We start from the raw sequence: 26,398 nt of genomic DNA, 5'->3' as shown, positions 1-26,398 counted from the left end.
AGCCAGCGTGGATCGATCATCAGGGGCGGTAGACTTTAACGTTGGTAAATCCCTGCTCATGCAGATAAAGCGCCTGCAAACGGCTCATCACGCCGCGATCGCAATAAAGCAGCCAGGTTTTACTCTGGTCCAGATCGCCAAACTGGCTGCTGAGCTTGTAAAACGGCAGCGATTTCACCTCAACGCCCGGCATCGCCAGCGGCTTGTCATCCTGCTCGTCGATAGATCGGATATCCAGCAGCATCTCGTTTTCACCCAGTGAGGCAACGGTTTCCACTTCTACCACCTCCTGCTCCGCCTGCTGCGCAATTTCGCGGATATCGAGATTGCTGGCTTCCTGCACCACGTTTTCCAGAATGCTGAAGTCGAAGTTCTGCTCTTCCGCTTCGATTTTTGATTTCACTGCCTTCACCGTCGGGCTTTTTGAAATCACGCCGCAATATTCCGGCATGGTGCGGGCAAAGTCTTCGGTGCCGATCTCGCGCGCTACCTTGATAATGTGCTCTTTATCATGGGAGATCAGCGGGCGCAGTATCAGCGTGTCGCTGGCATTATCGATCAGACGCAGGTTAGTGAGCGTCTGGCTGGAGACCTGGCCCAGCGCCTCGCCGGTAACCAGCGCCTGTACGCCGTAACGCTCCGCCACCATGGAAGCGGCGCGCACCATCATGCGTTTCAGCACCACCCCCATCTGACCGTCGTCCACTTTTTCAAGGATTTCGCCCACTACAGGTTCGAAATTAATCGCCACGAAACGCACGCGATGAGAGCGGCCAAAGCGGCTCCAGAGATAATGCGCAACCTGACGCACGCCGATTTCATGCGCCGCGCCGCCGAGGTTAAAGAAACAGTAGTGAACGCGGCAGCCGCGACGCATCAGCATATAGCTGGAGACGCCCGAATCGAAACCGCCGGAGATCAGCGACAGCACATCTTCCTGCGTACCGATCGGGAAGCCGCCGAGACCTTCAAAACGGCCGGTGACCAGCAACAGGCGATCGTTTTCGATCTCCAGGTTAACGGTCACCTCCGGATGGTTAAGCTTAACTTTCGCCGTCGGGATATGCTGGTTCAGCCCGCCGCCGACGTAGCGCTCAACATCCTGAGAACTGAAAGCGTGCGTGCCGCGGCGCTTTACACGCACAGAGAAAGTTTTGCCTTCCAGCCGCTCGCGGTTAAGCTCCAGCGTCTGTTCAAAAATATTATGCAGGTCGGTATAGGGACGATCTTCCACCGCCAACACATGATGAATGCCGGGAATACGCGTCAGCTCATCAACAATCACCGCGCGCAGGCTCTCATTCTTTGCCCGCACTTCGATGTGATCCCAGTGACGCACTACAGCCAACTCGTCATTTAACTCTTTGAGGATATTTCGAATATTTCCCGTCAGAATTTTAATAAAACGCAGCCGCACCGACTGGCTTTTGATGGTGATTTCAGGAAATAATTTAATGATAAACTTCATGGCGACACAGGTTCGTTGGGCAAATAAGTGCTAAAAACAAAAGCACTTAGCTGCTAAAATCACATAATTGCGGGCTTAGCTGGACCGACCGCATCCGAGGCGCGCAAGTATACCACCTTTGTCCGTTGACTGCTTCTGCTACAGCAGTCACATTCATTATTTTGCTAATTAATTCGCGTCGGCTACCATGAGCCTTTGCAAGATGATGTCCCAACCTGTGAGTCGACACTGATTATGCCGAAAAAAGCCGAACAGCCTGTGAGTTTTGAAACTTCATTGCAGCAGCTGGAACAGATTGTCAGTCGCCTGGAAAGCGGCGAGCTTCCGCTGGAAGAGGCGCTGAATGAATTTGAGCGCGGTGTACAACTGGCCCGTACCGGCCAACAGACGCTGCAGCAGGCTGAGCAACGCGTGCGTATCCTTCTCAGCGACGATAAAGATGCCGATCTGACCGCTTTTACGCCGGAAAATAGCTAATGGATTTCGCTAAATTACTCAGCGACTGTCACGATCGCGTTAATCAGTCGCTGACGCGCTTATTAGATCCACTGCCTTTTCAGAGTTCTCCTCTGGTGAACGCCATGCAGTATGGGGCATTATTGGGTGGTAAACGCCTGCGCCCTTTTCTGGTTTATGCCACCGGCGAAATGCTGAGAGCCGATCCGGCCAGCCTGGACGCGCCCGCCGCAGCGGTGGAATGTATTCACGCGTACTCCCTGATTCACGACGATTTGCCTGCGATGGACGATGATGCGTTACGTCGCGGACAGCCGACATGTCATATTAAATTTGGCGAAGATACCGCTATTTTAGCCGGCGATGCGCTGCAAACTCTCGCCTTTTCCATCCTTGCCGATGAGCCGATGCCGGGCGTAAGCAGCGAGTTTCGTCTGTTGATGATCTCCGAACTGGCGCAAGCCAGCGGCGTGGCTGGCATGTGCGGCGGCCAGGCGCTCGATCTGGCGGCTGAAGGCAAAAAGGTTGATCTGGCGCGGCTGGAACAGATTCATCGTCATAAAACCGGCGCGCTGATTCGCGCAGCGGTACGTATGGGCGCGCTGGCGGCAGGTTCCCGCGGACGCGACGCGCTGCCGACGCTGGATATCTATGCCAATGCCATCGGCCTCGCTTTTCAGGTTCAGGATGACATTCTGGATGTGGTGGGCGACACGGCAATCACCGGCAAGCGTCAGGGCGCCGATCAGGATTTAGGTAAAAGCACCTATCCGGCATTAATGGGACTGGACAACGCCCGCAGTAAAGCCCTGGATCTCTATCAGGAAGCGCTGGGCGCGCTGGAAATTCTTGCTGCGCAATCATTCGATACTACCGCACTACAGGCGCTGGCAAGCTTCATAATTGAACGCGACAAATAACTTCCACAACGAGTCTCCGATGAGTTTTGATATTGCAAAATACCCGACACTGGCGCTGGCAAGCACGGTACAGGAATTACGTTTACTGCCAAAAGAGAAGCTGCCCGCGCTCTGTGATGAGCTGCGCCAGTATTTGCTGGACAGCGTCAGCCGTTCCAGCGGCCATTTCGCCTCGGGTCTGGGCGTGGTGGAACTCACGGTAGCGCTGCATTATGTTTACAACACCCCTTTTGATCATCTGGTCTGGGATGTCGGACATCAGGCTTACCCGCATAAAATCCTGACGGGACGTCGCGATAAAATCGGCACTATTCGCCAGAAAAACGGCCTGCACCCTTTTCCGTGGCGCGGCGAGAGCGAATATGACGTGCTGAGCGTGGGTCACTCCTCCACCTCGATCAGCGCCGGTCTCGGCATGGCGGTTGCCGCCGATCGGGAAGGCAAAGGCCGCCGCACCGCCTGTATTATCGGCGACGGCGCGATCACCGCCGGTATGGCGTTTGAAGCGATGAACCATGCCGGTGATATCAAGCCCGATCTGCTGGTAATCCTTAACGACAATGAAATGTCGATTTCCGAAAACGTCGGCGCGCTCAATAATCGTCTGGCCCAGATTCTCTCCGGCAAAACCTATGCGCGTCTGCGCGAGGGCGGCAAGCGCGTCCTTACCGGCCTGCCGCCGATCAAAGAGCTGGTCAGGCGCACCGAAGAGCATCTGAAAGGCATGGTAGTGCCGGGCACGCTGTTCGAAGAGCTGGGCTTCAACTATATCGGGCCGGTAGATGGTCACGATGTGCTGACGCTGGTGCATACGCTGAAAAATATGCGCGATCTGAAAGGTCCGCAGTTCCTGCACATTATGACCAAAAAGGGCAAAGGCTACGCCCCGGCAGAACAGGATCCTATCGCCTGGCACGCCGTGCCCAAATTCGATCCCGCCAGCGGCGCCCTGCCGAAAAGCGCCGAAGGCTTACCCAGCTATTCAAAGATTTTCGGCAACTGGCTGTGCGAGATGGCGGCGGACGACCCCAGCCTGATGGCGGTAACGCCCGCGATGCGCGAAGGATCAGGCATGGTGCGCTTCTCGCGCGAATATCCGGCGCAATATTTTGACGTGGCGATTGCCGAGCAGCATGCGGTTACCTTTGCGGCGGGCATGGCGATTGGCGGATACAAGCCGGTTGTGGCCATCTACTCCACTTTCTTGCAGCGCGCATACGATCAGCTTATTCACGACGTGGCGATCCAGAAACTGCCGGTGCTGTTTGCTATCGATCGCGGCGGCATTGTGGGCGCAGACGGCCAGACCCATCAGGGCGCTTTTGACCTCGCTTATCTGCGCTGCGTGCCGGAGATGGTTATCATGACCCCCAGCGATGAGAACGAATGTCGCCAGATGCTCTACACCGGCTATCACTATCAGGACGGCCCCAGTGCGGTGCGTTATCCGCGCGGCACCGGCACCGGCGCTACGCTGGAGCCGCTGCAAAGTTTGCCGCTCGGCAAAGGCGTGATGAAGCGTGAAGGCGAGAAGCTGGCGCTCCTGAACTTCGGCACCCTGCTGCCGGAAGCGAGCGCCGTGGCGGAAGCGTTGAATGCCACGCTGGTGGATATGCGTTTCGTTAAGCCGCTGGATGATGCCCTGATCCTTGAGCTGGCGGCCAGCCATGAAGCCCTGATCACCCTGGAAGAAGGCGCGATCAAAGGCGGCGCGGGCAGCGGCGTCAATGAGCTGGTGATGGCGAAGCGTATGCGGGTGCCGGTACTCAACCTGGGGCTGCCGGATGAGTTCATTCCGCAAGGCACGCAGGATGAGATCCGTCACGATTATCAGCTGGATGCTGAAGGTATTCAGCAGCAGATCGCCGACTGGCTGGCGCAGTAACCTTTCTTGCTCCCCGTCCGGGGAGCATGACCTGCTATGATTAGCGGGTCGATTTTTTCACATAAAATCATTCCCGAAATAGCGCAGGAGCCACAATGAAAACCGTACAACTGGGCACTACCGATCTACAGGTTTCACGTCTCTGTCTGGGCTGCATGACCTTTGGCGAACCCGATCGCGGCAACCACGCCTGGACGCTGCCTGAAGAGCGCAGCCGCCCGCTGATTAAGCAGGCGCTGGAGGCGGGCATCAACTTTTTCGATACCGCAAACAGCTATTCCGGCGGCAGCAGCGAAGAGATCGTGGGCCGCGCGCTGAAAGAGTATGCGCGCCGTGATGACATAGTGGTTGCCACCAAAGTCTATTTCCCGACCATTAATCTGTCGAAGGGCCTGTCACGCGCTAACATTCTGCAATCCATTGATGACAGCCTTTCCCGACTCGGCATGGAATATGTAGATCTGCTGCAGATTCATCGTTGGGATTACGAGACGCCGCTGGAAGAGACGCTGGAAGCGTTAAACGATGTGGTAAAGGCGGGAAAAGCGCGTTATATCGGCGCGTCGTCAATGTACGCATGGCAGTTTGCCAAAGCCATTTACACTCAGGATCGCTACGGCTGGGCGCGCTTTGTCAGCATGCAGGATCAGTACAACCTGATTCAGCGTGAAGAGGAGCGCGAGATGCACCCGCTCTGCCAGGCGGAGAATATCGCCGTACTGCCGTGGAGCCCGCTGGCTCGCGGTCGCTTAACGCGTCCCTGGGGCGAAACGACCGCGCGCTCCAACACCGACGAATATGGCAAGACGCTTTACAGCCACACGGAAGAGAACGATGCCGCTATCGCCGGACAGGTCGAGGCGCTGGCAAATCAGAAAGGCGTCAGCCGCGCGCAAATCGCCCTCGCCTGGATGCTGAGCAAACGCACGGTAACCGCGCCGATTATCGGCGCCTCGCGCGAAGAGCAGCTGGCGGATTTGGTGAAGGCAGTTGAGGTTGAGCTTGACGCTGACGAGATCGCCGCCCTGGAAGAGGCTTATCAGCCGCATCCGGTTGTGGGATTTGAGTAACCTGAGTGAAACACGCGGCCCGCATCGGGGCCGCGCAAATTACAGCGGCCAGTGGTGTCCAATCAGATAGAGGATTCCGGCGGAAATCACACCGGCAATAATATCGTCCACCATAATGCCCATCCCGCCATGCACGTTGCGATCAAACCAGCGGATCGGCCAGGGCTTCCACATATCGAAAATGCGGAATATAACGAAGCCCGCCAGTACCCAGTGCCAGCTCATCGTCGGGATCGCCATCAGGGTAATCCACATGCCGATAAACTCATCCCAGACGATGCTGCCGTGATCGTGCACGCCCATATCTTTGGCGGTGCGATGACAGATATAGACGCCCAGGCTAATCCCTACCATCACCAGCAGCGAATAAATCTGCAGCGGCAAAAAGGTCATCAGCCACCAGAACGGGATTGCGGCCAGCGATCCCATGGTACCCGGCACCCAGGGGCTTAAGCCGCTGCCGAAGCCGGTTGCCAGCAAATGCCAGGGATTGTTCAGCCGCAGGCGGCCTTTCGCGACATCTTTATCTAATGGCAAAATGATCAAATCCTTTTTGCTCAAACCTGAACGGCTTACCGTTATCCAGCAAGGTAAACCCTTCCGATTCCGGCACAATCTGGCCGATACAGGTAAGGGGCACGCCAAGGTGGCCTAAGGCGACATCCAGCGCCCCACGGTGCATTTCCGGCACGGTAAAGCACAACTCATAATCTTCGCCGCCGCTCAGCGCCCAGCGTAAGGTCTGGTCAACATCAAAATGATCGCGCAGTGCCGGTGAAAGCGGCAGCGTCTCAATGTGGATGCGCGCGCCGCAGTGGCTGGCGGCAAGGATATGACCGAGATCGGAGATCAAACCGTCGGAGAGATCGATGGCGGACGACGCCAGATTACGCAGCGCCTGGCCTTGTAAAATACGCGGCATCGGACGCAGATGGCGCTTGATCAGCGCCTCATGCACCGCCGGATCCTGAATACGAATGTGGTGCTGCAACAGCGCCAGCCCCGCCGCGCTGTCGCCCAGCGAGCCGGTAACGAAAATCCAGTCGCCGGGACGCGCGCCCGAGCGTTTCAGCGCCCGTCCGGTCGGCACCAGGCCGTGAATGCCCAAGGTCATGCTGAGCGGACCGCGCGTGGTGTCGCCGCCGATCAGCTGCATATCGTAATAGTCGAGCATCTCAAACAAACTGTCGCTGAACGCCTGCAGCCAGCTTTCGTTGACTTCAGGCAGCGTCAGCGCCAGGGTTAACCAGGCCGGGTCGGCGCCCATGGCGGCCAGATCGCTCAGGTTAACCGCCAGCGCTTTATAACCTAAATCGGCCGGATGGATATCACGCAGAAAATGCACGCCTGCGACCAGCGTATCGGTGCTGATAGCCAGCGTCTGTTTATCCGGCACCTTCAGCAATGCGCAGTCGTCACCGATTCCCTTCTCGACATCCCGGCGGGAACTGGTAACGCGATTGAAATAACGTGCGATGAGTTCAAATTCGCCACAAGCCATAATTGCGTTCCGCTAAACCCCTGAAAGAAAAAGGCCGGCGAACCGGCCTTAAACAGCATTATTTTCTGTTTGGTCGAATCTGTGGAGCCGCTTTGTCCAGCACGCCATTCACAAATTTATGGCTGTCTTCTGCGCCGAACACTTTCGCCAGCTCAATACCTTCGTTGATGGCCACTTTATAAGGCACATCGTCGCGCTTGCTTAGCTCATAGAGCGAAATGCGCAGGATGGCTTTTTCTACCTGGCCCAGCTCTTCCAGCTGACGCGACAGGTAAGGCTTCATCAAGCCATCAAGGTATGCGCTGTTAGTCGCCACACCGGCCAGCAATTCACGGAAGTAAGTAATATCGACGTCTTTCACGTCCTGTTCCGCCAGAAACTGGTATTCCACATCGGCAATGTCGTTTTTGGACAGCTGCCAGGAGTAAAGCGCCTGGACAGCGCATTCACGGGCGCGACGACGAGCAGCAGGTTTCACAAAATTCCCCTTACAAAAATCAGGCTTTGATGGCTTTCAATACGTTAATCATTTCAAGTGCGGTAAGGGCCGCTTCGGCGCCTTTGTTACCCGCTTTGGTGCCGGCACGTTCAATGGCCTGCTCGATATTCTCAGTGGTCAGCACGCCAAAGGCGACCGGGATCTCACTGTTCATAGCGACGCTGGCGATACCAGAACTGGCTTCGCCGGCAACATATTCAAAATGGGCAGTGCCGCCACGGATAACGGTTCCCAGAGCGATTACCGCATCGTGTTTACCGGTTTTGGCCAGCGCGCGGGCGGCCAGCGGCAGTTCATACGCACCCGGTACCCAGACGACGGTGATGTTTTCATCTTTCACCTGACCGATACGTTTCAGAGCATCGATCGCGCCATCCAGCAGGCTGTCATTGATGAAGTTGTTAAAACGCGCAATCACGATGGCAACGTTAGCATCGGGCGTGGCAACAGCAGCTTCGATAACTTTCATACTTATCCTTTCAGGGTTTTGTTATGGCCCCGCAGGGGGGCGGATTCTATCACACTCTTTAGCGACGTGCTCTCGCTTTTCCGCACAGGTTAGCGCGGCGTCAGCGTCAGGCGCAGATCGTCGCCGACCTGACGAACATCGCTAAAAGAAAATTCCGGAGCATCAGTGAGTTGCGTTAAGCCTGGCAGTTCACACAGGCCGCGCGCGGCGTTACCCAGCAGCTTCGGCGCCAGGTAGACAATCAGTTCATCCACTAATCCTGCGCGCAGCAGCGCGCCGGCCAGCGTCGCGCCCGCTTCCACCCAGATACTATTCATCTGACGCTGGCCCAGCAGCAGCATCATCGCCACCAGATCCAGCTGATGATTGACCTCGGGCACCGCAATCTGCGTCACGCTCTCGGGCCAGCCAGCCTCGTCCGGCGTCTGGCGCATCAGCCAGCTACTGCCTGGCTGATGGATCAGCTTGTGCTGCGGCGTGACGCGATTATCGCTGTCGATAATGATGCGTACCGGCTGGCGCAGCTGCGCTTCCGGCAGCATTTCGCGGGTTTCGCTATCCAGCTCCGGCCAGCGCACCGTCAGGGCGGGATTGTCCGCCAGTACCGTGGCGCTGGTGCTGAGAATGGCTGAGCTTTGCGCACGCAGACGCTGTACGTCGCGCCGCGCCGCTGCGGAAGTAATCCACTGGCTTTCGCCGCTGGCCATCGCGGTGCGGCCATCAAGCGAAGCGCCCAGCTTGAGTTGAATAAAGGGAAAACCGGTGCGCATACGTTTCAGAAAGCCGCGGTTGAGCGCTTCCGCCTCCGCCATCATCAACCCGTGGCTGACCTCGATGCCCGCCTGTTGCAGGCGATAAAGCCCGCGCCCGGCAACCTGCGGATTGGGATCCTGCATCGCCGCCACTACGCGGCTGACGCCTGCGGCAATCAGCGCATCGCAGCAGGGTGGCGTGCGGCCAAAGTGGCTGCAAGGCTCCAGCGTCACGTAAGCCGTTGCGCCGCGCGCTTTTTCACCGGCCATACGCAGCGCATGCACTTCGGCATGAGGCTCTCCGGCGCGCTGATGCCAGCCCTCCCCGACGATCGTGCCGTCGCGTACAATCACGCAGCCGACATTGGGATTGGGTGTGGTGGTAAAACGACCGCGCCGCGCCAGCTCCAGCGCGCGCGCCATGTAGCGTTCATCTTGCATAGTCAATCCTGCAGCCGGGCGATCTCTTCGCCAAAATCACGGATATCCTCAAAGCTGCGATACACCGAGGCAAAGCGAATGTAGGCGACCTTATCGAGCTTTTTCAGCTCATCCATCACCAGATTGCCAATCAGCTTACTGGGGATCTCCCGTTCACCGGTGGCGCGCAGCTGCGTTTTAATATGATTAACGGCGCTTTCCACTGCGTCAGCGCTGACCGGACGCTTCTCCAGCGCCTTCATCATGCCGCTGCTGAGTTTATCTTCGTTGAAGGGTTCACGCACATCGTTGCTTTTCACCACGCGCGGCATCACCAGCTCGGCCACTTCAAAGGTGGTAAAGCGCTCATGGCAGACCAGGCACTGGCGGCGACGCCGCACTGAAGATCCTTCACTGACCAGACGAGAATCAATCACTTTGGTGTCCACAGCGGAGCAGAATGGGCAATGCATGACGTTTCCTGACGCGAGATAAATGGGCCATACAGTGTAACGCGAACTGTTAAGCAACAAAATGTATTCCCGTGCCTTTCCGCTGTCAGGCTCACAGCCTGAACGCCAGATTCGGTCAGTCACGGCAAAAACCGCTATGCTTAACAAGCCGTACGTTGCGGCACACTAACCGAAGAAATAATCAGGAGGTATTATGGGTCTGTTTAATTTTGTCAAAGAAGCGGGCGAAAAACTGTGGGATGCGGTCTCCGGTGGTGATGACCAAAGTAAAAAACTGCAGGATCACATCAACAAGCTTGGCCTGCCGGACAGTGACAAAGTGAACGTCGATGTAAAAGGAGATACCGTCACGCTGAGCGGCGACGCCATTTCTCAGGAGCTGAAAGAAAAAATTCTCGTTGCGGCAGGTAACGTCGCGGGCATCACCAAAGTGGAAGATAACGTCAACGTCGCGCAGAGCGCGCCGGAAGCGGAACTCTACACGGTGAAAAAAGGCGATACGCTGAGCGCTATTTCAAAACAGGTATATGGAAATGCCAATGAATACAACAAGATCTTCGAAGCGAACAAGCCGATGCTGACGCATCCGGATAAAATCTATCCCGGTCAGGTTTTACGTATTCCTAAATAACGTCAGAAAGGACAGCTTGTTATGATCAGGACGGTTTGGGCGCCGGTCGCGCTTTCGCTGCTGGTGCTGAGCGGATGCAGCTCGACGCCTGCTTCACCCAAAGTGAAACAGCTGCATCAGGAAGTCAGTCAACTCAATCAGGAGATGCGTCAGCTGACCAGCCAGGCCACGGCGCTGGAGCAGCAAAATTTGCTGAACAGCCACTCTGAACAGGGTGCCTGGCTGCTGCCGCAGGCCAACAGTGCGGTAGTGCTGCAAACGCAGTTGGGCGAGCTGCGCCTTTCACTTACTCAGGTAGAAAGTGAAGCGAGCGGCACGCGCGCGAATCTCAACGTTCGCGCAGCCGGCGAGCAGCCTTTGCCCGCGCTTACCGCCAGCGTAGAGTGGGGAGAACTGGATGCCGCCAGCGGTAAGCCGTTGAGCGCCGGAACGCTGAGCCAGACCATAACGGTACCGGCCACGCTGTTGCCCAAATCGTCCATCATCGTACCGCTACGTTTGAGCGGACTGACGCCAGGAGAGCTGGGTTTTGTGCGCGTGCATGATGTGGTCGCCAAATCCTCCGCTGCCCCTGAGTCAACGAAGCCTTAGCAAAAAAACGGGCCGCCCGCAGGCAGCCCGTTTATTGACGCTATGGCAATGCTTTACGGCATGATTGAAGGCTGATCGGCGCCCTCTTTTTCTACCTTCTGCACCAGCATATGTTCACGCTTCATACCCAGCTTCAGCGCCAGCGCTGAGGCCACGTAGATAGATGAAATTGTACCGATCGACACACCGATCAACATGGTCAGCGAGAAGCCTTTCAGCAGCTCGCCGCCAAAGATGAACAGCATCAGCACTACCACCAGGGTCGTGGCTGAAGTCATGATGGTACGGCTCAGGGTTTGCGTCAGTGAAACGTTCACAATTTCGTACGGCGTACCGCGACGAATGCGACGGAAGTTTTCACGGATACGGTCCGAGACCACGATACTGTCGTTCAGCGAGTAACCGATAACCGACATCAGCGAGGCGATGATGGTCAGGTCAATCTCGATATGGAACAGCGACAGCACGCCCAGCGTAATAATTACGTCGTGCGCCAGCGCCAGCACGGCGCCAAGCGCCAGTCGCCACTCAAAGCGAAAACCCACGTAAATCAGGATAGAGATCAACGCCACCAGCAGCGCCATGCTGCCCGCCTGCGCCAGATCGCTGCCCACGCTCGGCCCGACAAACTCAATACGCTTAACGTTGGCGTTCTGGCTGGTGGCCTGGTTAATCACCGACACCACCTTGCTGCCCAGCTCCTGCCCCGCATTACCGGCATTCGGCGACAAACGCACGATCACGTCGCGGCTGCTGCCGAAGTTCTGCACCTGCGGCTCAACGAAGCCGGACTGCACCAGCGACCCGCGCAGCGTATCGAGATTGGCCGGCTTCTCAAGGCTTATCTCAATCACCGTACCGCCGGTGAAATCGAGCCCCCAGTTAAAGCCGCGCACGCCCATAATGATCACCGAAGCGATCAGCAGCAGGCCCGACAGGGTAAAGGCCAGCTTGTCCCAGCGCATAAAGTCATGGACTTTACGACCGTAGTTCAATTGTTCAACACTATGTTGCTGTGCCACAACGCACTCCTCAGATAGACAGCTTGTTGATGCGTTTGCCGCCGTACAACAGGTTGACGATGGCACGCGTACCGACAATCGCCGTGAACATTGAGGTCACCACGCCGATGGCGGTAGTGATCGCAAAGCCTTTAATTGAGCCGGTACCGACGGCATACAGAATGATCGCCGTGATCAGCGTGGTGACGTTGGCGTCAACGATACTGGAGAACGCACCTTTATAGCCTTCATGGATCGCCTGTTGCACCGAGCGGCCATTTTTCAGCTCTTCTTTGATACGTTCGTTTATCAGTACGTTGGCATCCACCGCCACCGCCAGCGTCAGCACGATACCGGCAATACCCGGCATGGTAAGCGTGGCGCCCGGCAGCAGCGACATAATGCCGACAATCAGCACCAGGTTGGCAATCAGCGCCGAGGTGGCGATCACGCCAAACTTCTTATACCAGACCACCATAAACACGATCGAGGCGATCAGCCCCCACAAGCAGGCGTGAAGCCCCTGATTGATGTTCTGCTGTCCCATGGTCGGGCCGATGGTGCGCTCTTCAACAATCTGGATCGGCGCAATCAGCGCGCCGGCACGCAGCAGCAGCGAGAGCTGACGCGCTTCGTTCGGGTTGTTGATGCCGGTAATGCGGAAGCTGTTGCCAAGACGCGACTGAATATTCGCGACGTTGATCACCTCTTCCTGCTTCTCCAGAATCGCCCGGCCATTGGCATCTTTCTTGCCGCTGTCTTTGTACTCCACAAACAGAGTCGCCATCGGCTTGCCGATGTTGTCCCTGGTGAAGTCAGACATGGCGTTGCCGCCTGCGCCATCAAGCGAGATATTGACCTGCGGCTGGTTGTACTCATCCATGCTGGAGGTGGAATCGGTAATATGGTCGCCGGTGAGGATCACGCGCTTATAAAGCACAACCGGCTGGCCGTCACGCGTTTTCTTCACTTCCGAATCGCCCGGTACGCGACCGTTTGCCGCGGCCGTGGGATCAACGCTGCTGTTGACCAGACGGAATTCCAGCGTAGCGGTCGCCCCGAGAATCTCTTTGGCGCGAGCGGTATCCTGAATACCCGGCAGCTCAACCACGATACGATCGGAACCCTGACGCTGAACCAGCGGCTCCGCCACACCCAGTTGGTTAACACGGTTGCGCAGGATGTTGATGTTCTGCTGAACCGCATATTCACGCGCTTCACGCAGACGGTCGTCGCTCATGACCGCGCGCAACGCATTGCTGCCGCTGCCGTTGATCACCAGATCGCGATGACGGGAAGAGAGGTAGTTAACGGCATCGTCACGACTGGCGCCGTCACGGAAACGAATTTCTACGCCATAGTTATCGAGCTTACCGACATTGGTATAGGGGATTCCTTTCTCGCGCAGATCGCTACGCAGGCTGTCAGCATTCTGCTCCTGCAGTTTGCCTAACGCCGTATCCATATCCACTTCCATCAGGAAGTGCACGCCGCCGCGCAGGTCGAGACCCAGCTTCATCGGCTCCGCCGCCAGCATGCTCAACCAGCGCGGGGTGGCTGGCGCCAGGTTAAGCGCAACAACGTAGTCTTCGCCCAGCGCCTGCACTATCGCTTCACGGGCGCGTAACTGGACATCCGTATCAGCAAAGCGCGCCAGGATGGCGCCGTTTTCCAGCGCGAGCGATTTGCTCTGGATATTATCTTGTTTTAAGACGTTCTGGATCTGATCCAACGTTTGCTCACTGGCGGCGGCACCGCGCGCGCCAGTGATCTGAACGGCCGGATCCTCACCATAAAGGTTGGGAAGCGCATAGAGCAGACCGACGATAATCACGACGATCAGCATCAGATACTTCCACAAAGGATAACGGTTTAACACGGCAGTTCCCTTAGGGAAGAAAAATTACAGCGCCTTCATTGTACCTTTCGGCAGAACGGCAGCCACGAAATCACGTTTGATCACCACTTCCGTGGTGTCGTTCAGAGCGATAGCGATATAACCGGTTTCCGCCACTTTGGTGACGCGACCTACCAGACCACCGTTGGTCAGTACTTCATCGCCTTTAGAAATGGAATCCATCAGCTTCTTGTGCTCTTTTCCACGTTTTTGCTGCGGACGCAGGATCATGAAGTAGAAGATCAGACCAAATACCACCAGCATGATCACCAGAGAATACGGACTTCCCTGAGACGGTGCGCCTGCGGCAGCCACGGCGTCAGAAATGAAAAAGCTCATTAAATTTCCCTCATTGATGAATTATCAGACGTTTAACGGCGGAACCGCTTTACCCGTCCGTTGGTAGAACTCGCTAACAAAGCGCTCTAATTTACCTTCTTCGATGGCCTGGCGTAAACCCGCCATCAGACGCTGGTAATAGCGCAGATTGTGAATGGTATTCAGACGCGCGCCTAATATTTCGTTGCAGCGATCGAGATGATGCAAGTAGGCGCGGCTGTAATTGCGACAGGTGTAACAATCACACTCGGCATCCAGCGGCGAGGTATCATCTTTATGCTTCGCGTTACGGATTTTTACCACGCCGTCAGTAACGAACAGATGGCCGTTACGGGCGTTGCGCGTCGGCATTACGCAGTCGAACATATCGATGCCGCGACGCACGCCTTCCACCAGATCTTCCGGTTTGCCGACGCCCATTAAATAACGCGGTTTGTCGTGCGGGATCTGCGGGCAGACATGCTCCAGGATACGGTGCATATCCTCTTTCGGCTCACCCACCGCCAGGCCGCCCACAGCGTACCCATCAAAGCCAATCTCTACCAGACCTTTCACGGAGACATCTCGTAAATCTTCGTAAACGCTGCCCTGAATAATGCCGAACAGCGCATTTTTATTCTCCAGGGAATCGAAGCGGTCGCGGCTGCGTTTCGCCCAGCGCAGCGACATCTCCATCGAGCGTTTGGCGTAATCCCACTCCGCCGGGTAAGGGGTACACTCGTCAAAGATCATCACGATGTCAGATCCGAGATCGTACTGGATCTCCATCGATTTTTCCGGATCGAGGAAGATCGGATCGCCGTTGATCGGGTTGCGGAAATGCACGCCCGCTTCGGTGATCTTGCGGATATCGCCCAGGCTAAACACCTGGAAGCCGCCGGAATCGGTGAGAATCGGCCCCTGCCAGTTCATAAAATCGTGCAGGTCGCCGTGCAGCTTCATGATTTCCTGACCCGGACGCAGCCAGAGATGGAAAGTGTTGCCGAGGATAATCTGCGCGCCGGTTTCCTTTACCTCTTCCGGCGTCATGCCTTTTACCGTGCCATAGGTGCCTACCGGCATAAACGCCGGGGTTTCCACCACGCCGCGATCAAAAATCAGACGGCCGCGGCGCGCGCGCCCGTCGGTAGTATCAAGTTCAAACTTCACGTTGCCTCCACCGGAGAAACAGTCCGATGTGATAGGTTACACAAGCGGCGTCAGGCAGCGCCCGACGCCGGGTTAATTCAGGCACCAACCTGCTCCAGCGGCGCCTGGGGATTCTTCGTAATAAACATTGCGTCGCCGTAGCTGAAGAAACGGTACGCTTCTGTGACCGCTTCCTGATAGGCGTTCATGGTGTGCTGATAACCGGCAAAAGCGGAGACCAGCATAATCAACGTCGATTCAGGCAGATGGAAATTGGTGATCAGCGCATCGATGACCCGGTACTGGTAGCCGGGATAGATAAAGATCTGCGTGTCATCAAAGAACGGCGCGATAAGCGCTTCGTTGCTCGCCTGCGCCGCGCTTTCCAGCGAACGCACCGAAGTGGTGCCCACCGCGATCACCCGATTGCCGCGTGCCTTACAGGCCAGCACCGCATCCACAACTTCCTGCGGCACCTCGGCATATTCGGCATGCATGGTATGATCTTCGATGGTTTCCACGCGTACCGGCTGGAAGGTGCCGGCGCCTACATGCAGCGTCACGAACGCCATCTCCACGCCCTTCTCTTTTAACGCCTGCAGCAGCGGCTCGTCGAAGTGCAGGCCAGCGGTAGGCGCGGCCACCGCGCCGGGACGGACGCTGTAGACGGTCTGATAAAGCTCGCGATCCGCCTCTTCATCCGGACGATCGATATAGGGCGGCAGCGGCATATGCCCGACGCTGTTGAGAATATCCAGCACCGCGCGATCGTCGTCAAAGGCAATTTCAAACAGCGCATCGTGACGCGCCACCATGGTCGCCCTGACGCTTTCGTCGTCACCGAGCAGCAGCGCGGCGCCCGGTTTCGGCGCTTTCGAGGCGCGCACGTGCGCCAGCACGCGCTTCTCGTCCAGCATACGCTCGACCAGCATTTCAATTTTGCCGCCGCTCGCTTTGCGGCCAAAGACGCGCGCCGGGATCACACGGGTATTGTTGAATACCAGCAGATCGCCGGGGTTTAGTTTCTCCAGCACGTCGGTAAAGACGCCGTGGCTTAATGCGCCGCTGGGGCCATCGAGAGAGAGCAGACGGCAACCACTGCGCTGCGCCTGCGGATAATGGGCGATTAATGATTCAGGCAACTCAAAGGCAAAATCGGCTACACGCATGCTTCACTTCTTTCAGGACTCAAAAACAGGCGGCATAGTCTAGCGGAAAAGCGTGCATTTCTGAACAACTGGCTGTGCTATGCTGAAACTGCCTATAATAGGCCATGAACTTTCTAGCCCATCTTCATCTGGCCACGCTGGCCGACAGCTCCCTGACAGGCAACCTGATGGCCGACTTTGTACGGGGCGATCCCCATGCGCAGTGGCCGACCAACATCGCCGAAGGCATTGTTCTGCATCGTCGTCTCGACGCCCTGACCGATCGGCTGCCGGAGGTACGTCAGGCCTGCGCCCTGTTCCGCGCGGAAACGCGTCGCGTCGCGCCCATTACGCTGGATGTGGTGTGGGACCATTTTCTTGCTAAGCACTGGACGCAGCTGCATCCTGGCCAAACGCTGAAACAGTTTTCTGCCGGTGCCGAGCGTGAAATCATGCTGCTGCTGCCCGGTACACCCGTGGCCTTTCAGGAGCTGAACCAGATTATGTGGCGCGAAAGCTGGCTGGAGCGTTATGCGGAGCAGACATGGATGCAAAATGTGTTGAACGGTATGGCGCGCCGTCGTCCCAGACTGCACAGATTACGCGACTCTTATTCTGATTTTACAGAACATTATCAGCTGCTTGAAAAATTATTTTTCGTTTTTTATCCGCGCCTGATGACGCTCGCCAGTCAGCAAAAACTGTAGGGTAACGCCTGTAGCCAGGCTGATGTTTTCTCGTTCCGTCAACTGCCCTGTTCTGGCGATGTGCAGGAAAGCCTGAAAAATCAATCAGGCAACTGTTGTTTCGTCTTGCCAGGCGCTTTTATCTGCGGCTTAATGAAACCTTGCTTAACTATGATTAAGAAATCACACAGCCAGACTGCCTGTTCAGGCATTTTTTACCGGTGAAAAGGTTATAAATCATAAGAGGGAAAGATGTCATCAGCTTCGCAGAGTGAAACAGACGCGCGGTATCGTTATGCCTGTGACGTCGCCAAAGCTGCCGCCAGTCGCGCTTACGCCTTTTATCAGCAGCGGGAGAGTCTGGTCGTCGAGCATAAAAAGGATTTACAGGATGTGGTCAGTGAGGCCGATCGCAATGTCGAAGAGCTTATCAAAACGCTGGTTGCCGAGCGCTTCCCGGATGATGCATTTTTAGGCGAAGAGAGCGGCGGCGATGTCGAGGGCGCACGTTATGTCTGGGTGGTTGATCCGATTGACGGCACCAGCTGCTTTCTTAACGGCCTGCATAACTGGTGCGTTTCGCTGGCGGTGCTGCTGGATGGCGAAGCGGTTATCGGCGTGGTGTACGATCCCAACCACCGCGAAATGTTTCATGCCCGTCAGGGCCAGGGCGCGTGGGTTAATGAAACGCGTGTCCAGGCGCATCCCGCGCAGCATCTGAGCGAAGGCGTGCTCGGTGTCGGCACTTCCAGCCGCATCCCGCCGGAAACATTACTCTCCTTTCTCTCCGCGCTGTTACAGCAGGGCGGCATGTTTATTCGCACCGGATCCGGCGCGCTGATGAGCGCCTGGGCGGCGGCAGGACGTTTGATTGGCTACTACGAGCCGCATATGAATCCCTGGGACAGCCTGCCGGGCCTTGTCCTGATGCGCGAAGCGGGCGGCGTCGCCAATAACTATCTGCCGGACGGCCTGAAAAAGGGCAACCCGCTGCTTATTGCTAACGCGGCAATCTACGCGCAGGTCAAAGCCTTGCTGGCGCACCCGATTGACTGACGCCTCGGCCTGATGAAAAACACATTGCTCGCTCTGACATCGTTGCTAACGCTTTGGCTGGCCGGCCCGCCCGCAATGGGCGCGGCAAGCGACTGGCAGCTGGAAAAGGTGGTGGAGATCAGCCGACACGGCGTGCGTCCGCCCACGCCCGGCACCCGTAAGGAGATCGAAGCGGCCACCCGGCGCGCCTGGCCGCGCTGGAGCGTCCCTGATGGCGAACTGACCCGCCACGGCTACCGGGCAGTGGTAAATAAAGGGCGTGCGGAAGGCGATTACTATCGTCAGCTTGGCCTCATCCCCGCAGGCTGCCCTGACGCGCAGGCGGTCTATGTGCGCGCCAGTCCTTTGCAGCGCACGCGCGCTACGGCTCAGGCCTTTCTGGAGGGCGCGTTTCCCGGCTGTGACGTCTTGATTCATCATGTGGATGGCGATGTCGATCCGCTCTTCCAGACGGAAAAAGTTGCGGCGGCCCAACTGGATCCGCAGCAGGAGCTTGTTGCCGTCAGCACGGCGGCTGGCGATCTGAGCGCATTACAACGTCAGCTACAGCCCACCGTGCAGCAGCTGAAAGCCAGCGTCTGCCAGTCTGTGGAGAGTTGCCCCTTCTTCGATCGTCCCTGGCGGTTGAAGCAGACCCAAAGCGGTCACGTTTATGTGCAGGGGCTGAGCGCCATGGCGAGCATGGTGGAGACGCTGCGGCTCGCCTGGAGCGAAAATCTGCCGCTGAGTGAGGTCGCTTTTGGCAATATTAGCCGGACGGCGCAAATCAGCGCGCTGCTGCCGCTGCTTGCCGCCAATGACGATCTCAGCAATAACGTGCCTTATATGGCGCGGCGGCGCGGCTCAATGTTGCTGAACGCGGTGATTGAAAACCTTGATCCGGACGCTAACGCCGCCCTGCCGGACACGCGCTGGCTGCTGCTGGTGGCTCACGACACCAATATCGCGATGCTGCGCACCTTGATTGGCTTCCAGTGGCAGCTGACAGGCTATGCACGCGGCAATATTCCGCCGGGCGGCAGTCTGGTGTTTGAGCGCTGGCGCGAGCGCAGCAGCGGCAAACGGTTTCTACGCGTTTATTTTCAGGCGCAGAGTCTGGATCAGCTGCGACAATTGCAGGCGCCAGCCCCACAACATCCACAGCTGCGCGTGGAGTGGCATGAAGCCCACTGTCGGATAACGCCTGTCGGCACCTTATGCCCTTATCACTCTCTGCTTTCCCGCTGGCAACAGGCAGTGGATCGCCAGGCGCTGATCCCGGTAAATTATTTGCTCAAAACAGCGGTGACATCGCCTTAAAAAAAGGGCGACAACCTCGCCCGATTTTTTATGCTGATTTGCGCACCAGCCGGTAACCCAGCAGCAGCACAACCACCCACACCAGACCGGCGTAAAGCGAGATGCGCGTATCAGGGAAATAACCGATGAGCGCGATGATAAAGCAGAGGAACAGGACGCCTGCACCCGCCGTCCAACTGCCGCCCGGCAGCGCAAACTGCAATTTGCTTGCCGCCTCTTTGCCGATTTTACGGCGGAAAGCGATCTGCGACAGCAGAATCATAATCCAGACCCAGACGGTGGCGAACGTCGCCAGCGAGGCGATAACCAGAAACACTTTTTCCGGCATCAGGTAGTTCAGATAAACCGCGATCAACATCGCCAGCATCATCACGACCACAGTCACCCACGGAATGCCGCGCCCGGACACCTTCATAAACATCTTCGGCGCATGACCCTGCTGCGCCATACCGTGCAGCATACGCCCCACACCAAACACGTCGCTGTTGATGGCGGAGAGCGAGGCGGTCAGCACCACAAAGTTCAGAATAGAGGCGGCGGCGGCAATGCCGAGGTGCTGGAACGTCAGCACAAAGGGACTACCGGCAGTGCCGGCCAGATTCCAGGGATAGATGGACATAATCACGAACAGCGTGCCGACATAAAACACCAGAATACGCAGCGGCACCGAGTTAATGGCGCGCGGAATCGAGGTGGCCGGATCTTGCGCTTCGCCCGCCGTAATACCGATGATTTCAATGCCGCCATAGGCAAACATCACCATCTGCAGCGAGAGCAGCATTCCCACCAGGCCATGCGCGAAGAAGCCGCCGTTGCTCCACAGGTTATGGATGCCGGTTGGCGCGCCGCCGTTGCCAATGCCCCAGATAATCATGCCGAAGCCAGCCAGGATCATCACGATAATGGTGGCGACTTTAAAGAAGGAGAACCAGAACTCCACCTCGCCAAACACCCGCACGCTCATCAGGTTAACCGCGCCGATAATCAGCACCACGCTCAGCACCCAGATCCAGTGCGGCACCTCGGGGAACCAGACGCCCATATAGATGCCGAACGCCGTCACGTCGGCAATCGCCACAATCAGGATTTCAAAACAGTAGGTCCAGCCGGTAATGTAACCAGCCAGCGGCCCGAGATAATCCTGGGCGTAGCGCGAAAACGAGCTGGCCTGAGGATTATTGACCGACATCTCGCCAAGGGCGCGCATGATGATGTAAGCCACCGCGCCACCAATGATATAGGCCAGCAGCACGCTCGGCCCGGCCATCTGAATAGCGTCCGCTGAGCCGTAAAACAGCCCGGTGCCGATCGCCGATCCCAGCGCCATAAAGCGAATGTGGCGCGTGCTCAGTCCGCGTTTGAGCGTATTGGTTTCTTGCATAACAGTCTGTACCTGTGGAAATGAAAAAACCACGGGCAGGCCCGTGGTTGAAAAAAACAGCAGTGTCGCTTACTGGTGTACGGCGATCTGTTCACGTCCTTTGATGCGATCGACGATCGCCGCCATCAGCAGCATCACCAGCGCAGGCGGCAGCCAGGAAAGTCCCTGATCGGCCAGCGGCAGATGCTGGCAGAAAGCTGGCAGCGCATCTTTAAAGCTGGTGGTTTTCACCGCGTCAATAATACCAAACAGCAGGCTGACCAGCATAGCCGGCGCAATGATACGGCTGCTTTTGTTCCACCAGCTCAGGGTGAAGCTCAGCACTACCAGCACGATGCAGGGCGGATAGATCGCCGTCAGCACCGGAATAGAGATCTGAATCAGATGGCTGAGGCCCAGGTTAGAGACCACCATCGAGAACAGGCCGAGGATACATACCAGCGTCTTGTAAGAAAACGGCAGATACTGGGCGAAAAACTCGGCGCAGGCGCAGGTCAGGCCAACCGCCGTCACCATGCAGGCAATAAAAATCAGCGCGGCGAGGAAGAAGCTGCCGGTGCCGCCGAAAGTCTGCTGGACATAGGCATGCAGGATCGCTGCGCCGTTGGCGTTCTGATCTACCAGCGCGCCGCTGCCGGAACCCAGCTTAAACAGGCTCAGGTAAACCAGCGTCAGGCCGATACCGGCAATGATGCCCGCCAGCACGGTATAGCGCGTCAGCAGGCGGGCATTTTCCACCCCGCGCGAACGCGCCGCATTCACGATAACGATACCGAACACCAGCGCGCCCAGCGTATCCATGGTGAGATAGCCGTTAACAAAACCGCTGGAGAAGGCAGCGCGCTGATAGTCCGCCGTGGCCGTAGAGATGCCGCCCGCAGGCCAGAGCAGCGCCGCCACGCCCAGTACGGTCAGGGCGACGATTTTCAGCGGCGCCAGGAAGTGGCCTACAGTATCCAGCAGCTTGCCGGGATAGAGCGAAATGGCAATCACCAGCGCGAAGTAGATCAGGCTATAGATAAACAGCGGCATGGCGCCTTCGCCGGTCAGCGGAGCGATCCCCACTTCAAACGACACGGTCGCGGTACGCGGCGTAGCAAACAGCGGCCCTACCGCCAGGTAGCAGACGGTAGCCAGCAGCAGACCTGCCGCTTTACCAATCGGCGAGCTGAGCGCATCGATGCCGCCGCCCACGCGCGCCAGCGCAATCACGGTCATCACCGGCAGACCAACGGCAGTGATCAGAAAGCCGATCGCCGCCGTCCAGACATGTTCGCCCGACTGAATGCCGACCATAGGGGGAAAAATAATATTGCCTGCGCCAACAAACAGGGCAAAGGTCATGAAGCCCAGCGCGAGGATATCCTTGGAGGTTAAACGATGTGTCATAAACTTCTGTACTGCCTGTTGCTGATGTTGCGGTGGAAGTTGGGTTTGTGTTGTCACCCGACCCACGCTAAAGCAGCGGCTTGCCAGGCAAAGGCCTTGCTTATGCTCGCCATGAACTCAAGCGCAGGTAGTGGAGCTAATTTTGTTCTGTTCACTGAGGGCTGAATCGACAACGGCGCTAAGTAAAACGTTTATAGCGGAGAAAGGCAATACGGGATCGAAAAACCAGAAGGATATAGCAGAAAATGACCATAAAGCAGTTGAACTGATGGTCATATAAAGAAAGCACATCAGATGATGTGTTTATTTTTTCCACAGTGCGTGGGAAATTTCAGCATATTGACGTTGCTTTATGCACAAAAGGCGCGTTTTACGCGCCTGCCTGCACAGATTTACAGCATTACCAAACCTGACTGGCGATATCCACGACCAAACGAACCTTCTCCCACTGCTGCGTTTCGCTCAGGCTGTTGCCCTCTTCCGTAGAGGCGAAACCACACTGCGGGCTGAGGCAGATCTGATCGAGGCTGACATATTTTGCCGCTTCCGCCAGACGCGCTTTAACCTGCGCCGGATCTTCCAGCTCACCGGTTTTGGTAGTAATCAGGCCCAGCACCACCTGCTGATGGCCCGGCTTGATAAAGCGCAGCGGCTCAAACCCGCCCGAGCGCTCATTGTCATACTCAAGGAAAAAGGCATCGATGTTAACGCCGCCGAACAGGATTTCGGCTACCGGCTCATAGCCGCCTTCGGAGATCCAGGTAGAGCGAAAGTTGCCGCGGCAGACATGTAAGCCGATGGTCAGGTCGTCCGGCTTGCCTTCAATCGCCTTGTTCAGCACGCGAGCATAAATGCGCGCCAGCTCTTCCGGGTCTTCACCGCGCGCGCGAATCTGGCTTTTCTGATCTTCCGAGCAGAGATAAGCCCAGACCGTATCGTCCAGCTGCAGATAGCGGCAGCCCGCATCGTAAAACGCCTTGATCGCATCTTTGTAGGTTTGCGCCAGATCGTCGAAGTATTCCGCGAGATCGGGATAGACGGCGGCATCGATCATTTTGCGCCCGCCGCGGAAGTGCAGCACGCTCGGGCTTGGAATGGTCATTTTCGGCATCGCATCGCCAGCAACACTTTGCAGGAAGCGGAAGTCGTTCAGCATCGGGTGATCGCCGAAGCCCAGCTTGCCGGTTACGCGCACGCCACGCGCTTTGGTCTGCACGCCGTTGAACTGGATGCCCTGATCGGCCTCATAACGCTCCACGCCCTGCAAACCATCGAAAAAGTCAAAATGCCACCAGGCGCGGCGAAATTCGCCATCGGTGACCACGTTCAGGCCGCTGGCGCGCTGTTTGTTGACCACATCACGGATCGCCTCATCTTCTACAAGGCGCAGCGCTGCCGCATCGATCTCACCGGCGGCGAACTGTTCGCGCGCCTGTTTGATCGCTTCAGGACGCAGGAAACTGCCGACGATATCGGCACGGAACGGGGCGCTATTTCTTTGCATGATCACTCCTGGCTAAGGCAGTTGACGCAATAGTTGCGTCAGGAAATAATTTCGCTGAGTTATTTATAGCCATCTGGATGGCTATATGGCTAAAACAAGAGTGACATGCGGAATCCTCATCTGCAACCGAAGAAAATTCAGTAGCGATGAGAAAAATTCATTTTGGTTTGAAAAACGGTCAGTTTTGTCCGATCGCCGCACGCGCCTGCGCGATTTGCGCATCGGACAGCGGCAGGTAGCCCGCCTCAGTAACGCGCTGCTGCCCCTGAGGTGAAAGCACCCATTGCAGAAACGCGGCGACCAGCGGCGGCAGAGGCTGGCCGGGAGCTTTATTCACATAAAGGTAAAGCGGTCGCGACCAGGGATAGCGGCCGCTGCGGATGGTTTCAGCGTCCGGAGCAATGGTTTCACCATCGGGCATCTCCAGCGACAGCATTTTCACCCCGCTGAGGTGAAAGCCAAAGCTGGCATAGCCGATGCTGTCCGGCGCGGTGGCCACCGCCTGCACCACGGCGGCGGAGCCGGGAAATTCCGCCACGTCGGCGCGGAAATCTCCCTTGCACAACGCCTGTTGTTTGAAAAACCCCCAGGTTCCCGAGGCGGAATTACGACCGTAGCGCTGAAAGGTGCGCGACGACCAGCCCGGCTCCGTCAGCCCAAGATCGCCCCAGCGCTGCGGCACGCGGTTCGCGCCGCACAGACGGGTAACAGAAAAAATCGCATCCAGCTGCTGTAGCGCGATGCGCCGTAGCGGATTCGCCTGATTGACCACCACCACCAGCGCATCCATCGCTACCGGCACCGCCAGCGGCGGATAGCCATATTTCGCTTCAAAGAGCTGACGCTCTTCCGCCTGCATCGGACGGCTCATTGCACCGAGCTGGGCGGCGCCCGCAGCCAGCGCGGTGGGCGCCGTTGAGGATCCTGCCGCCTGCACCTGCACGTTCACGCCGGGCGACAGCCCACTGAAATCCTCTCCCCAGAGCGTCATCAGGTAGCCAAGCGTATCGGAACCCACGCTGCTCAGGTTGCCCGTCAGCGTGCTCTGCTGCGCCCAGGCGGCGGGAAAAATCAGAACGGCTAACAGCAGAAAACATCTCATTTCAGGAATCCGGTGGCGATCAGTGCACCGCATTCTCCTGCATCCCGGCGGTGACAATCAACCTCGGCGCCAGAGTGAAGGTGAAACAGGTTTTTTTATGCGGTTCGCTGGTGATATCGAGACGCGAATTATGATGGCTGAGGGCGTGCTTCACAATCGCCAGTCCCAGCCCGCTGCCGCCGGTGGCGCGCGATCGCGCCTTGTCCACGCGGTAGAAACGTTCCGTCAGGCGCGGCAGATGTTCCGCGCTGATGCCCGGTCCGTTATCGCATACGGTAAAGTGCGCGCCCTGTTTGTCGCGCAGCCAGCTGATATCAATGCGCGTGCCGTCCGGCGTATGGTTTACCGCGTTATAGACCAGGTTGGAAATGGCGCTGCGCAGCTGCTCATCATTGCCGAACACCTTGAGATGGGGATCGGTATGGAAATGGATCTCGTGACGGCCGCTGCTCAGGGTCTCCGCCTCGCGCTGCAACAGATGCAGCATCATCGGCACATTCACCGTTTCTTTCAGATTGATGGCGGGCGCCGCCTCAATGCGCGACAGCGTCAGCAGCTGTTTCACCAGACTGTCCATGCGCCGCGTCTGCTCCTGCATGGTGTGCAGCGCCTTGCCGCGTGAACGTTCGTTCATCACGGAATCGTTCATCATCTCCAGATAACCCTGCAGCACCGTGAGCGGCGTGCGCAGCTCATGGCTGACGTTGGCAAAGAAGTTACGGCGCGCTCCTTCCAGCTGATGCATCTGCGTGACGTCACGCGCCACCATCAGCCACTGCCCTTCGCTGTAGGGCATCACGCGGAACTCCATATGGTGCTGATTATTCAACACCAGCGTCAGCGGCTTGTTGAAGTCGCGCTGGCGGATATAGCGGGAGAATTCAGGATAGCGCAGCAGGTTGAGAATATTCTGGCCGTTATCTTCCGGCCAGCGCAGCCCCAGATGCTGTTGCGCCAGGCCGTTGCACCAGAAAATGGCACCCTCTTCGGTGGTGAGCACCACCGCATCGGGCAGGGATTCAGCGCCGCTGCGAAAGCGTTTGATCAGATTGCCCAGCTCACGACGCCGCCGACGGTTGCGCAGCTGCATCTGATACAGCCCGTAGAACAGCGGCTCCCAGCTGCCGCGGCCGTTGGGCGGCGTCATAGTGCGGTCAATCCATAACCAGTGCGACAGGCGCATCAGGTTATAAAAATGCCAGAACAGCACCGTCAGCACGGCGCTCAGCAGCAGCCAGGGCAGCCCGCCCAGCAGTAGCCCCAGGATCAGCGCCGGTACGCAGGCCAGACAGAGTTCTGACAGTAATCTCTTCCAGGAGAGTCGTTCCAGCAC

At 57.3% G+C, this 26,398-nt stretch carries 26 protein-coding genes; 9 read left to right on the top strand and 17 right to left on the bottom strand.

The window, feature by feature from the left end:
• Positions 1-19: 19 nt before the first annotated feature.
• Positions 20-1,468: a tRNA uracil 4-sulfurtransferase ThiI gene (thiI, locus tag ABU178_RS05650; RefSeq protein ID WP_397212826.1), complete on the bottom strand. Its 1,449-nt coding sequence runs from the start codon at positions 1,466-1,468 to the stop codon at positions 20-22.
• 234 nt (positions 1,469-1,702) lie between these two features.
• Between thiI and xseB the strand changes: the two genes are divergently transcribed.
• The 4 genes from xseB to ABU178_RS05630 all read left to right on the top strand — a co-directional run bounded on the left by xseB (position 1,703) and on the right by ABU178_RS05630 (position 5,799).
• Entirely contained in the window at positions 1,703-1,945 is a 243-nt protein-coding gene (xseB, locus tag ABU178_RS05645) for an exodeoxyribonuclease VII small subunit (protein WP_397215700.1), read from the top strand.
• On the top strand, positions 1,945-2,844 hold the full coding sequence (gene ispA, locus ABU178_RS05640; RefSeq protein WP_397212824.1) for a (2E,6E)-farnesyl diphosphate synthase: 900 nt from the start codon (positions 1,945-1,947) through the stop codon (positions 2,842-2,844). The genes xseB and ispA overlap by 1 nt, the downstream gene beginning before the upstream one ends.
• 19 nt (positions 2,845-2,863) lie before the next feature.
• The gene (gene dxs / locus ABU178_RS05635; RefSeq protein WP_397212822.1) at positions 2,864-4,729 is read left to right on the top strand and encodes a 1-deoxy-D-xylulose-5-phosphate synthase; all 1,866 of its coding nucleotides are present in this window, start codon (positions 2,864-2,866) and stop codon (positions 4,727-4,729) included.
• Between the two features lie 95 nt (positions 4,730-4,824).
• Positions 4,825-5,799 carry an aldo/keto reductase gene (locus tag ABU178_RS05630; protein WP_397212820.1) on the top strand — a complete coding sequence of 325 codons (975 nt, stop codon included), beginning with the start codon at positions 4,825-4,827 and terminating at the stop codon, positions 5,797-5,799.
• Between the two features lie 39 nt (positions 5,800-5,838).
• Here ABU178_RS05630 and pgpA read toward each other — a convergent pair whose 3' ends face one another.
• The 6 genes from pgpA to nrdR form a co-directional block, all read right to left on the bottom strand.
• On the bottom strand, positions 5,839-6,345 hold the full coding sequence (gene pgpA / locus ABU178_RS05625; RefSeq protein WP_397212818.1) for a phosphatidylglycerophosphatase A: 507 nt from the start codon (positions 6,343-6,345) through the stop codon (positions 5,839-5,841).
• Complete coding sequence (gene thiL / locus ABU178_RS05620) at positions 6,323-7,300, bottom strand: thiamine-phosphate kinase (protein WP_397212816.1); 978 nt, start codon at positions 7,298-7,300, stop codon at positions 6,323-6,325. Before thiL ends, pgpA begins: the two co-directional genes overlap by 23 nt.
• 58 nt (positions 7,301-7,358) lie before the next feature.
• Positions 7,359-7,778 (bottom strand): transcription antitermination factor NusB, encoded by a 420-nt coding sequence (nusB, locus tag ABU178_RS05615; protein ID WP_397212814.1) that lies wholly within the window; start codon positions 7,776-7,778, stop codon positions 7,359-7,361.
• Positions 7,779-7,797: 19 nt separating this feature from the next.
• Positions 7,798-8,268: a 6,7-dimethyl-8-ribityllumazine synthase gene (ribH, locus tag ABU178_RS05610; RefSeq protein ID WP_397212812.1), complete on the bottom strand. Its 471-nt coding sequence runs from the start codon at positions 8,266-8,268 to the stop codon at positions 7,798-7,800.
• An 89-nt stretch (positions 8,269-8,357) separates the two neighbouring features.
• Positions 8,358-9,461 carry a bifunctional diaminohydroxyphosphoribosylaminopyrimidine deaminase/5-amino-6-(5-phosphoribosylamino)uracil reductase RibD gene (ribD, locus tag ABU178_RS05605; protein ID WP_397212810.1) on the bottom strand — a complete coding sequence of 368 codons (1,104 nt, stop codon included), beginning with the start codon at positions 9,459-9,461 and terminating at the stop codon, positions 8,358-8,360.
• Positions 9,462-9,463: 2 nt separating this feature from the next.
• A complete protein-coding gene (gene nrdR / locus ABU178_RS05600) occupies positions 9,464-9,913 on the bottom strand; it encodes a transcriptional regulator NrdR (protein WP_021185864.1) in 450 nt (149 codons plus the stop codon).
• Positions 9,914-10,106: 193 nt separating this feature from the next.
• Between nrdR and lysM the strand changes: the two genes are divergently transcribed.
• Complete coding sequence (gene lysM, locus ABU178_RS05595) at positions 10,107-10,544, top strand: peptidoglycan-binding protein LysM (RefSeq protein WP_397212808.1); 438 nt, start codon at positions 10,107-10,109, stop codon at positions 10,542-10,544.
• 21 nt (positions 10,545-10,565) lie between these two features.
• Entirely contained in the window at positions 10,566-11,135 is a 570-nt protein-coding gene (locus ABU178_RS05590; RefSeq protein WP_397212806.1) for a DUF3251 domain-containing protein, read from the top strand.
• A gap of 53 nt (positions 11,136-11,188) precedes the next feature.
• Here the strand turns inward: ABU178_RS05590 and secF are convergent, their stop codons facing one another.
• The 5 genes from secF to queA form a co-directional block, all read right to left on the bottom strand.
• Positions 11,189-12,157: a protein translocase subunit SecF gene (gene secF / locus ABU178_RS05585; RefSeq protein ID WP_397212804.1), complete on the bottom strand. Its 969-nt coding sequence runs from the start codon at positions 12,155-12,157 to the stop codon at positions 11,189-11,191.
• Positions 12,158-12,167: 10 nt separating this feature from the next.
• Positions 12,168-14,015 (bottom strand): protein translocase subunit SecD, encoded by a 1,848-nt coding sequence (gene secD, locus ABU178_RS05580; RefSeq protein WP_397212802.1) that lies wholly within the window; start codon positions 14,013-14,015, stop codon positions 12,168-12,170.
• A 24-nt stretch (positions 14,016-14,039) separates the two neighbouring features.
• The gene (yajC, locus tag ABU178_RS05575; protein ID WP_397212800.1) at positions 14,040-14,372 is read right to left on the bottom strand and encodes a preprotein translocase subunit YajC; all 333 of its coding nucleotides are present in this window, start codon (positions 14,370-14,372) and stop codon (positions 14,040-14,042) included.
• A 24-nt stretch (positions 14,373-14,396) separates the two neighbouring features.
• Positions 14,397-15,521, bottom strand: coding sequence for a tRNA guanosine(34) transglycosylase Tgt (gene tgt, locus ABU178_RS05570; protein WP_397212798.1), 1,125 nt, complete (start codon positions 15,519-15,521; stop codon positions 14,397-14,399).
• 77 nt (positions 15,522-15,598) lie between these two features.
• Positions 15,599-16,669 (bottom strand): tRNA preQ1(34) S-adenosylmethionine ribosyltransferase-isomerase QueA, encoded by a 1,071-nt coding sequence (gene queA / locus ABU178_RS05565; protein ID WP_397212796.1) that lies wholly within the window; start codon positions 16,667-16,669, stop codon positions 15,599-15,601.
• 104 nt (positions 16,670-16,773) lie between these two features.
• Here queA and ABU178_RS05560 point away from each other — a divergent pair, with 104 nt between their 5' ends.
• The 3 genes from ABU178_RS05560 to ABU178_RS05550 all read left to right on the top strand — a co-directional run bounded on the left by ABU178_RS05560 (position 16,774) and on the right by ABU178_RS05550 (position 19,689).
• Positions 16,774-17,355, top strand: a complete 582-nt coding sequence (locus tag ABU178_RS05560; protein WP_397212794.1) for an ACP phosphodiesterase — start codon at positions 16,774-16,776, stop codon at positions 17,353-17,355.
• A gap of 231 nt (positions 17,356-17,586) precedes the next feature.
• Positions 17,587-18,390, top strand: coding sequence for an inositol monophosphatase family protein (locus ABU178_RS05555; protein WP_397212792.1), 804 nt, complete (start codon positions 17,587-17,589; stop codon positions 18,388-18,390).
• A gap of 12 nt (positions 18,391-18,402) precedes the next feature.
• Entirely contained in the window at positions 18,403-19,689 is a 1,287-nt protein-coding gene (locus ABU178_RS05550) for a histidine-type phosphatase (RefSeq protein ID WP_397212790.1), read from the top strand.
• Between the two features lie 28 nt (positions 19,690-19,717).
• Here ABU178_RS05550 and proY read toward each other — a convergent pair whose 3' ends face one another.
• The 5 genes from proY to phoR form a co-directional block, all read right to left on the bottom strand.
• The gene (proY, locus tag ABU178_RS05545; RefSeq protein WP_397212788.1) at positions 19,718-21,070 is read right to left on the bottom strand and encodes a proline-specific permease ProY; all 1,353 of its coding nucleotides are present in this window, start codon (positions 21,068-21,070) and stop codon (positions 19,718-19,720) included.
• Positions 21,071-21,139: 69 nt separating this feature from the next.
• Positions 21,140-22,459: a branched-chain amino acid transporter carrier protein BrnQ gene (gene brnQ / locus ABU178_RS05540; protein ID WP_397212786.1), complete on the bottom strand. Its 1,320-nt coding sequence runs from the start codon at positions 22,457-22,459 to the stop codon at positions 21,140-21,142.
• Positions 22,460-22,859: 400 nt separating this feature from the next.
• A complete protein-coding gene (locus tag ABU178_RS05535) occupies positions 22,860-23,963 on the bottom strand; it encodes a cobalamin-independent methionine synthase II family protein (protein WP_397212784.1) in 1,104 nt (367 codons plus the stop codon).
• Positions 23,964-24,141: 178 nt separating this feature from the next.
• Positions 24,142-25,065: a PstS family phosphate ABC transporter substrate-binding protein gene (locus ABU178_RS05530; RefSeq protein ID WP_397212782.1), complete on the bottom strand. Its 924-nt coding sequence runs from the start codon at positions 25,063-25,065 to the stop codon at positions 24,142-24,144.
• A 19-nt stretch (positions 25,066-25,084) separates the two neighbouring features.
• Complete coding sequence (phoR, locus tag ABU178_RS05525) at positions 25,085-26,398, bottom strand: phosphate regulon sensor histidine kinase PhoR (RefSeq protein ID WP_397212780.1); 1,314 nt, start codon at positions 26,396-26,398, stop codon at positions 25,085-25,087.

The organism is Pantoea osteomyelitidis (assembly GCF_044342975.1).
GTDB lineage: Bacteria > Pseudomonadota > Gammaproteobacteria > Enterobacterales > Enterobacteriaceae > Pantoea > Pantoea osteomyelitidis.
Note: the sequence above shows the minus strand (reverse complement) of the source record. Positions and strands in the feature narration are given on the sequence as shown.

What these genes read in the sequence shown, in the direction of transcription:
- proY (WP_397212788.1), bottom strand. Translation starts at nt 21,070, where the DNA reads ATGCAAGAAACCAATACGCTCAAACGCGGACTGAGCACGCGCCACATT.
- ABU178_RS05630 (WP_397212820.1), top strand. Translation starts at nt 4,825, where the DNA reads ATGAAAACCGTACAACTGGGCACTACCGATCTACAGGTTTCACGTCTC.
- xseB (WP_397215700.1), top strand. Translation starts at nt 1,703, where the DNA reads ATGCCGAAAAAAGCCGAACAGCCTGTGAGTTTTGAAACTTCATTGCAG.
- queA (WP_397212796.1), bottom strand. Translation starts at nt 16,669, where the DNA reads ATGCGTGTAGCCGATTTTGCCTTTGAGTTGCCTGAATCATTAATCGCC.
- lysM (WP_397212808.1), top strand. Translation starts at nt 10,107, where the DNA reads ATGGGTCTGTTTAATTTTGTCAAAGAAGCGGGCGAAAAACTGTGGGAT.
- ABU178_RS05530 (WP_397212782.1), bottom strand. Translation starts at nt 25,065, where the DNA reads ATGAGATGTTTTCTGCTGTTAGCCGTTCTGATTTTTCCCGCCGCCTGG.
- ABU178_RS05590 (WP_397212806.1), top strand. Translation starts at nt 10,566, where the DNA reads ATGATCAGGACGGTTTGGGCGCCGGTCGCGCTTTCGCTGCTGGTGCTG.
- ispA (WP_397212824.1), top strand. Translation starts at nt 1,945, where the DNA reads ATGGATTTCGCTAAATTACTCAGCGACTGTCACGATCGCGTTAATCAG.
- ABU178_RS05535 (WP_397212784.1), bottom strand. Translation starts at nt 23,963, where the DNA reads ATGCAAAGAAATAGCGCCCCGTTCCGTGCCGATATCGTCGGCAGTTTC.
- nrdR (WP_021185864.1), bottom strand. Translation starts at nt 9,913, where the DNA reads ATGCATTGCCCATTCTGCTCCGCTGTGGACACCAAAGTGATTGATTCT.
- ribD (WP_397212810.1), bottom strand. Translation starts at nt 9,461, where the DNA reads ATGCAAGATGAACGCTACATGGCGCGCGCGCTGGAGCTGGCGCGGCGC.
- thiL (WP_397212816.1), bottom strand. Translation starts at nt 7,300, where the DNA reads ATGGCTTGTGGCGAATTTGAACTCATCGCACGTTATTTCAATCGCGTT.
- ABU178_RS05555 (WP_397212792.1), top strand. Translation starts at nt 17,587, where the DNA reads ATGTCATCAGCTTCGCAGAGTGAAACAGACGCGCGGTATCGTTATGCC.
- thiI (WP_397212826.1), bottom strand. Translation starts at nt 1,468, where the DNA reads ATGAAGTTTATCATTAAATTATTTCCTGAAATCACCATCAAAAGCCAG.
- ABU178_RS05550 (WP_397212790.1), top strand. Translation starts at nt 18,403, where the DNA reads ATGAAAAACACATTGCTCGCTCTGACATCGTTGCTAACGCTTTGGCTG.
- brnQ (WP_397212786.1), bottom strand. Translation starts at nt 22,459, where the DNA reads ATGACACATCGTTTAACCTCCAAGGATATCCTCGCGCTGGGCTTCATG.
- ABU178_RS05560 (WP_397212794.1), top strand. Translation starts at nt 16,774, where the DNA reads ATGAACTTTCTAGCCCATCTTCATCTGGCCACGCTGGCCGACAGCTCC.
- dxs (WP_397212822.1), top strand. Translation starts at nt 2,864, where the DNA reads ATGAGTTTTGATATTGCAAAATACCCGACACTGGCGCTGGCAAGCACG.
- yajC (WP_397212800.1), bottom strand. Translation starts at nt 14,372, where the DNA reads ATGAGCTTTTTCATTTCTGACGCCGTGGCTGCCGCAGGCGCACCGTCT.
- ribH (WP_397212812.1), bottom strand. Translation starts at nt 8,268, where the DNA reads ATGAAAGTTATCGAAGCTGCTGTTGCCACGCCCGATGCTAACGTTGCC.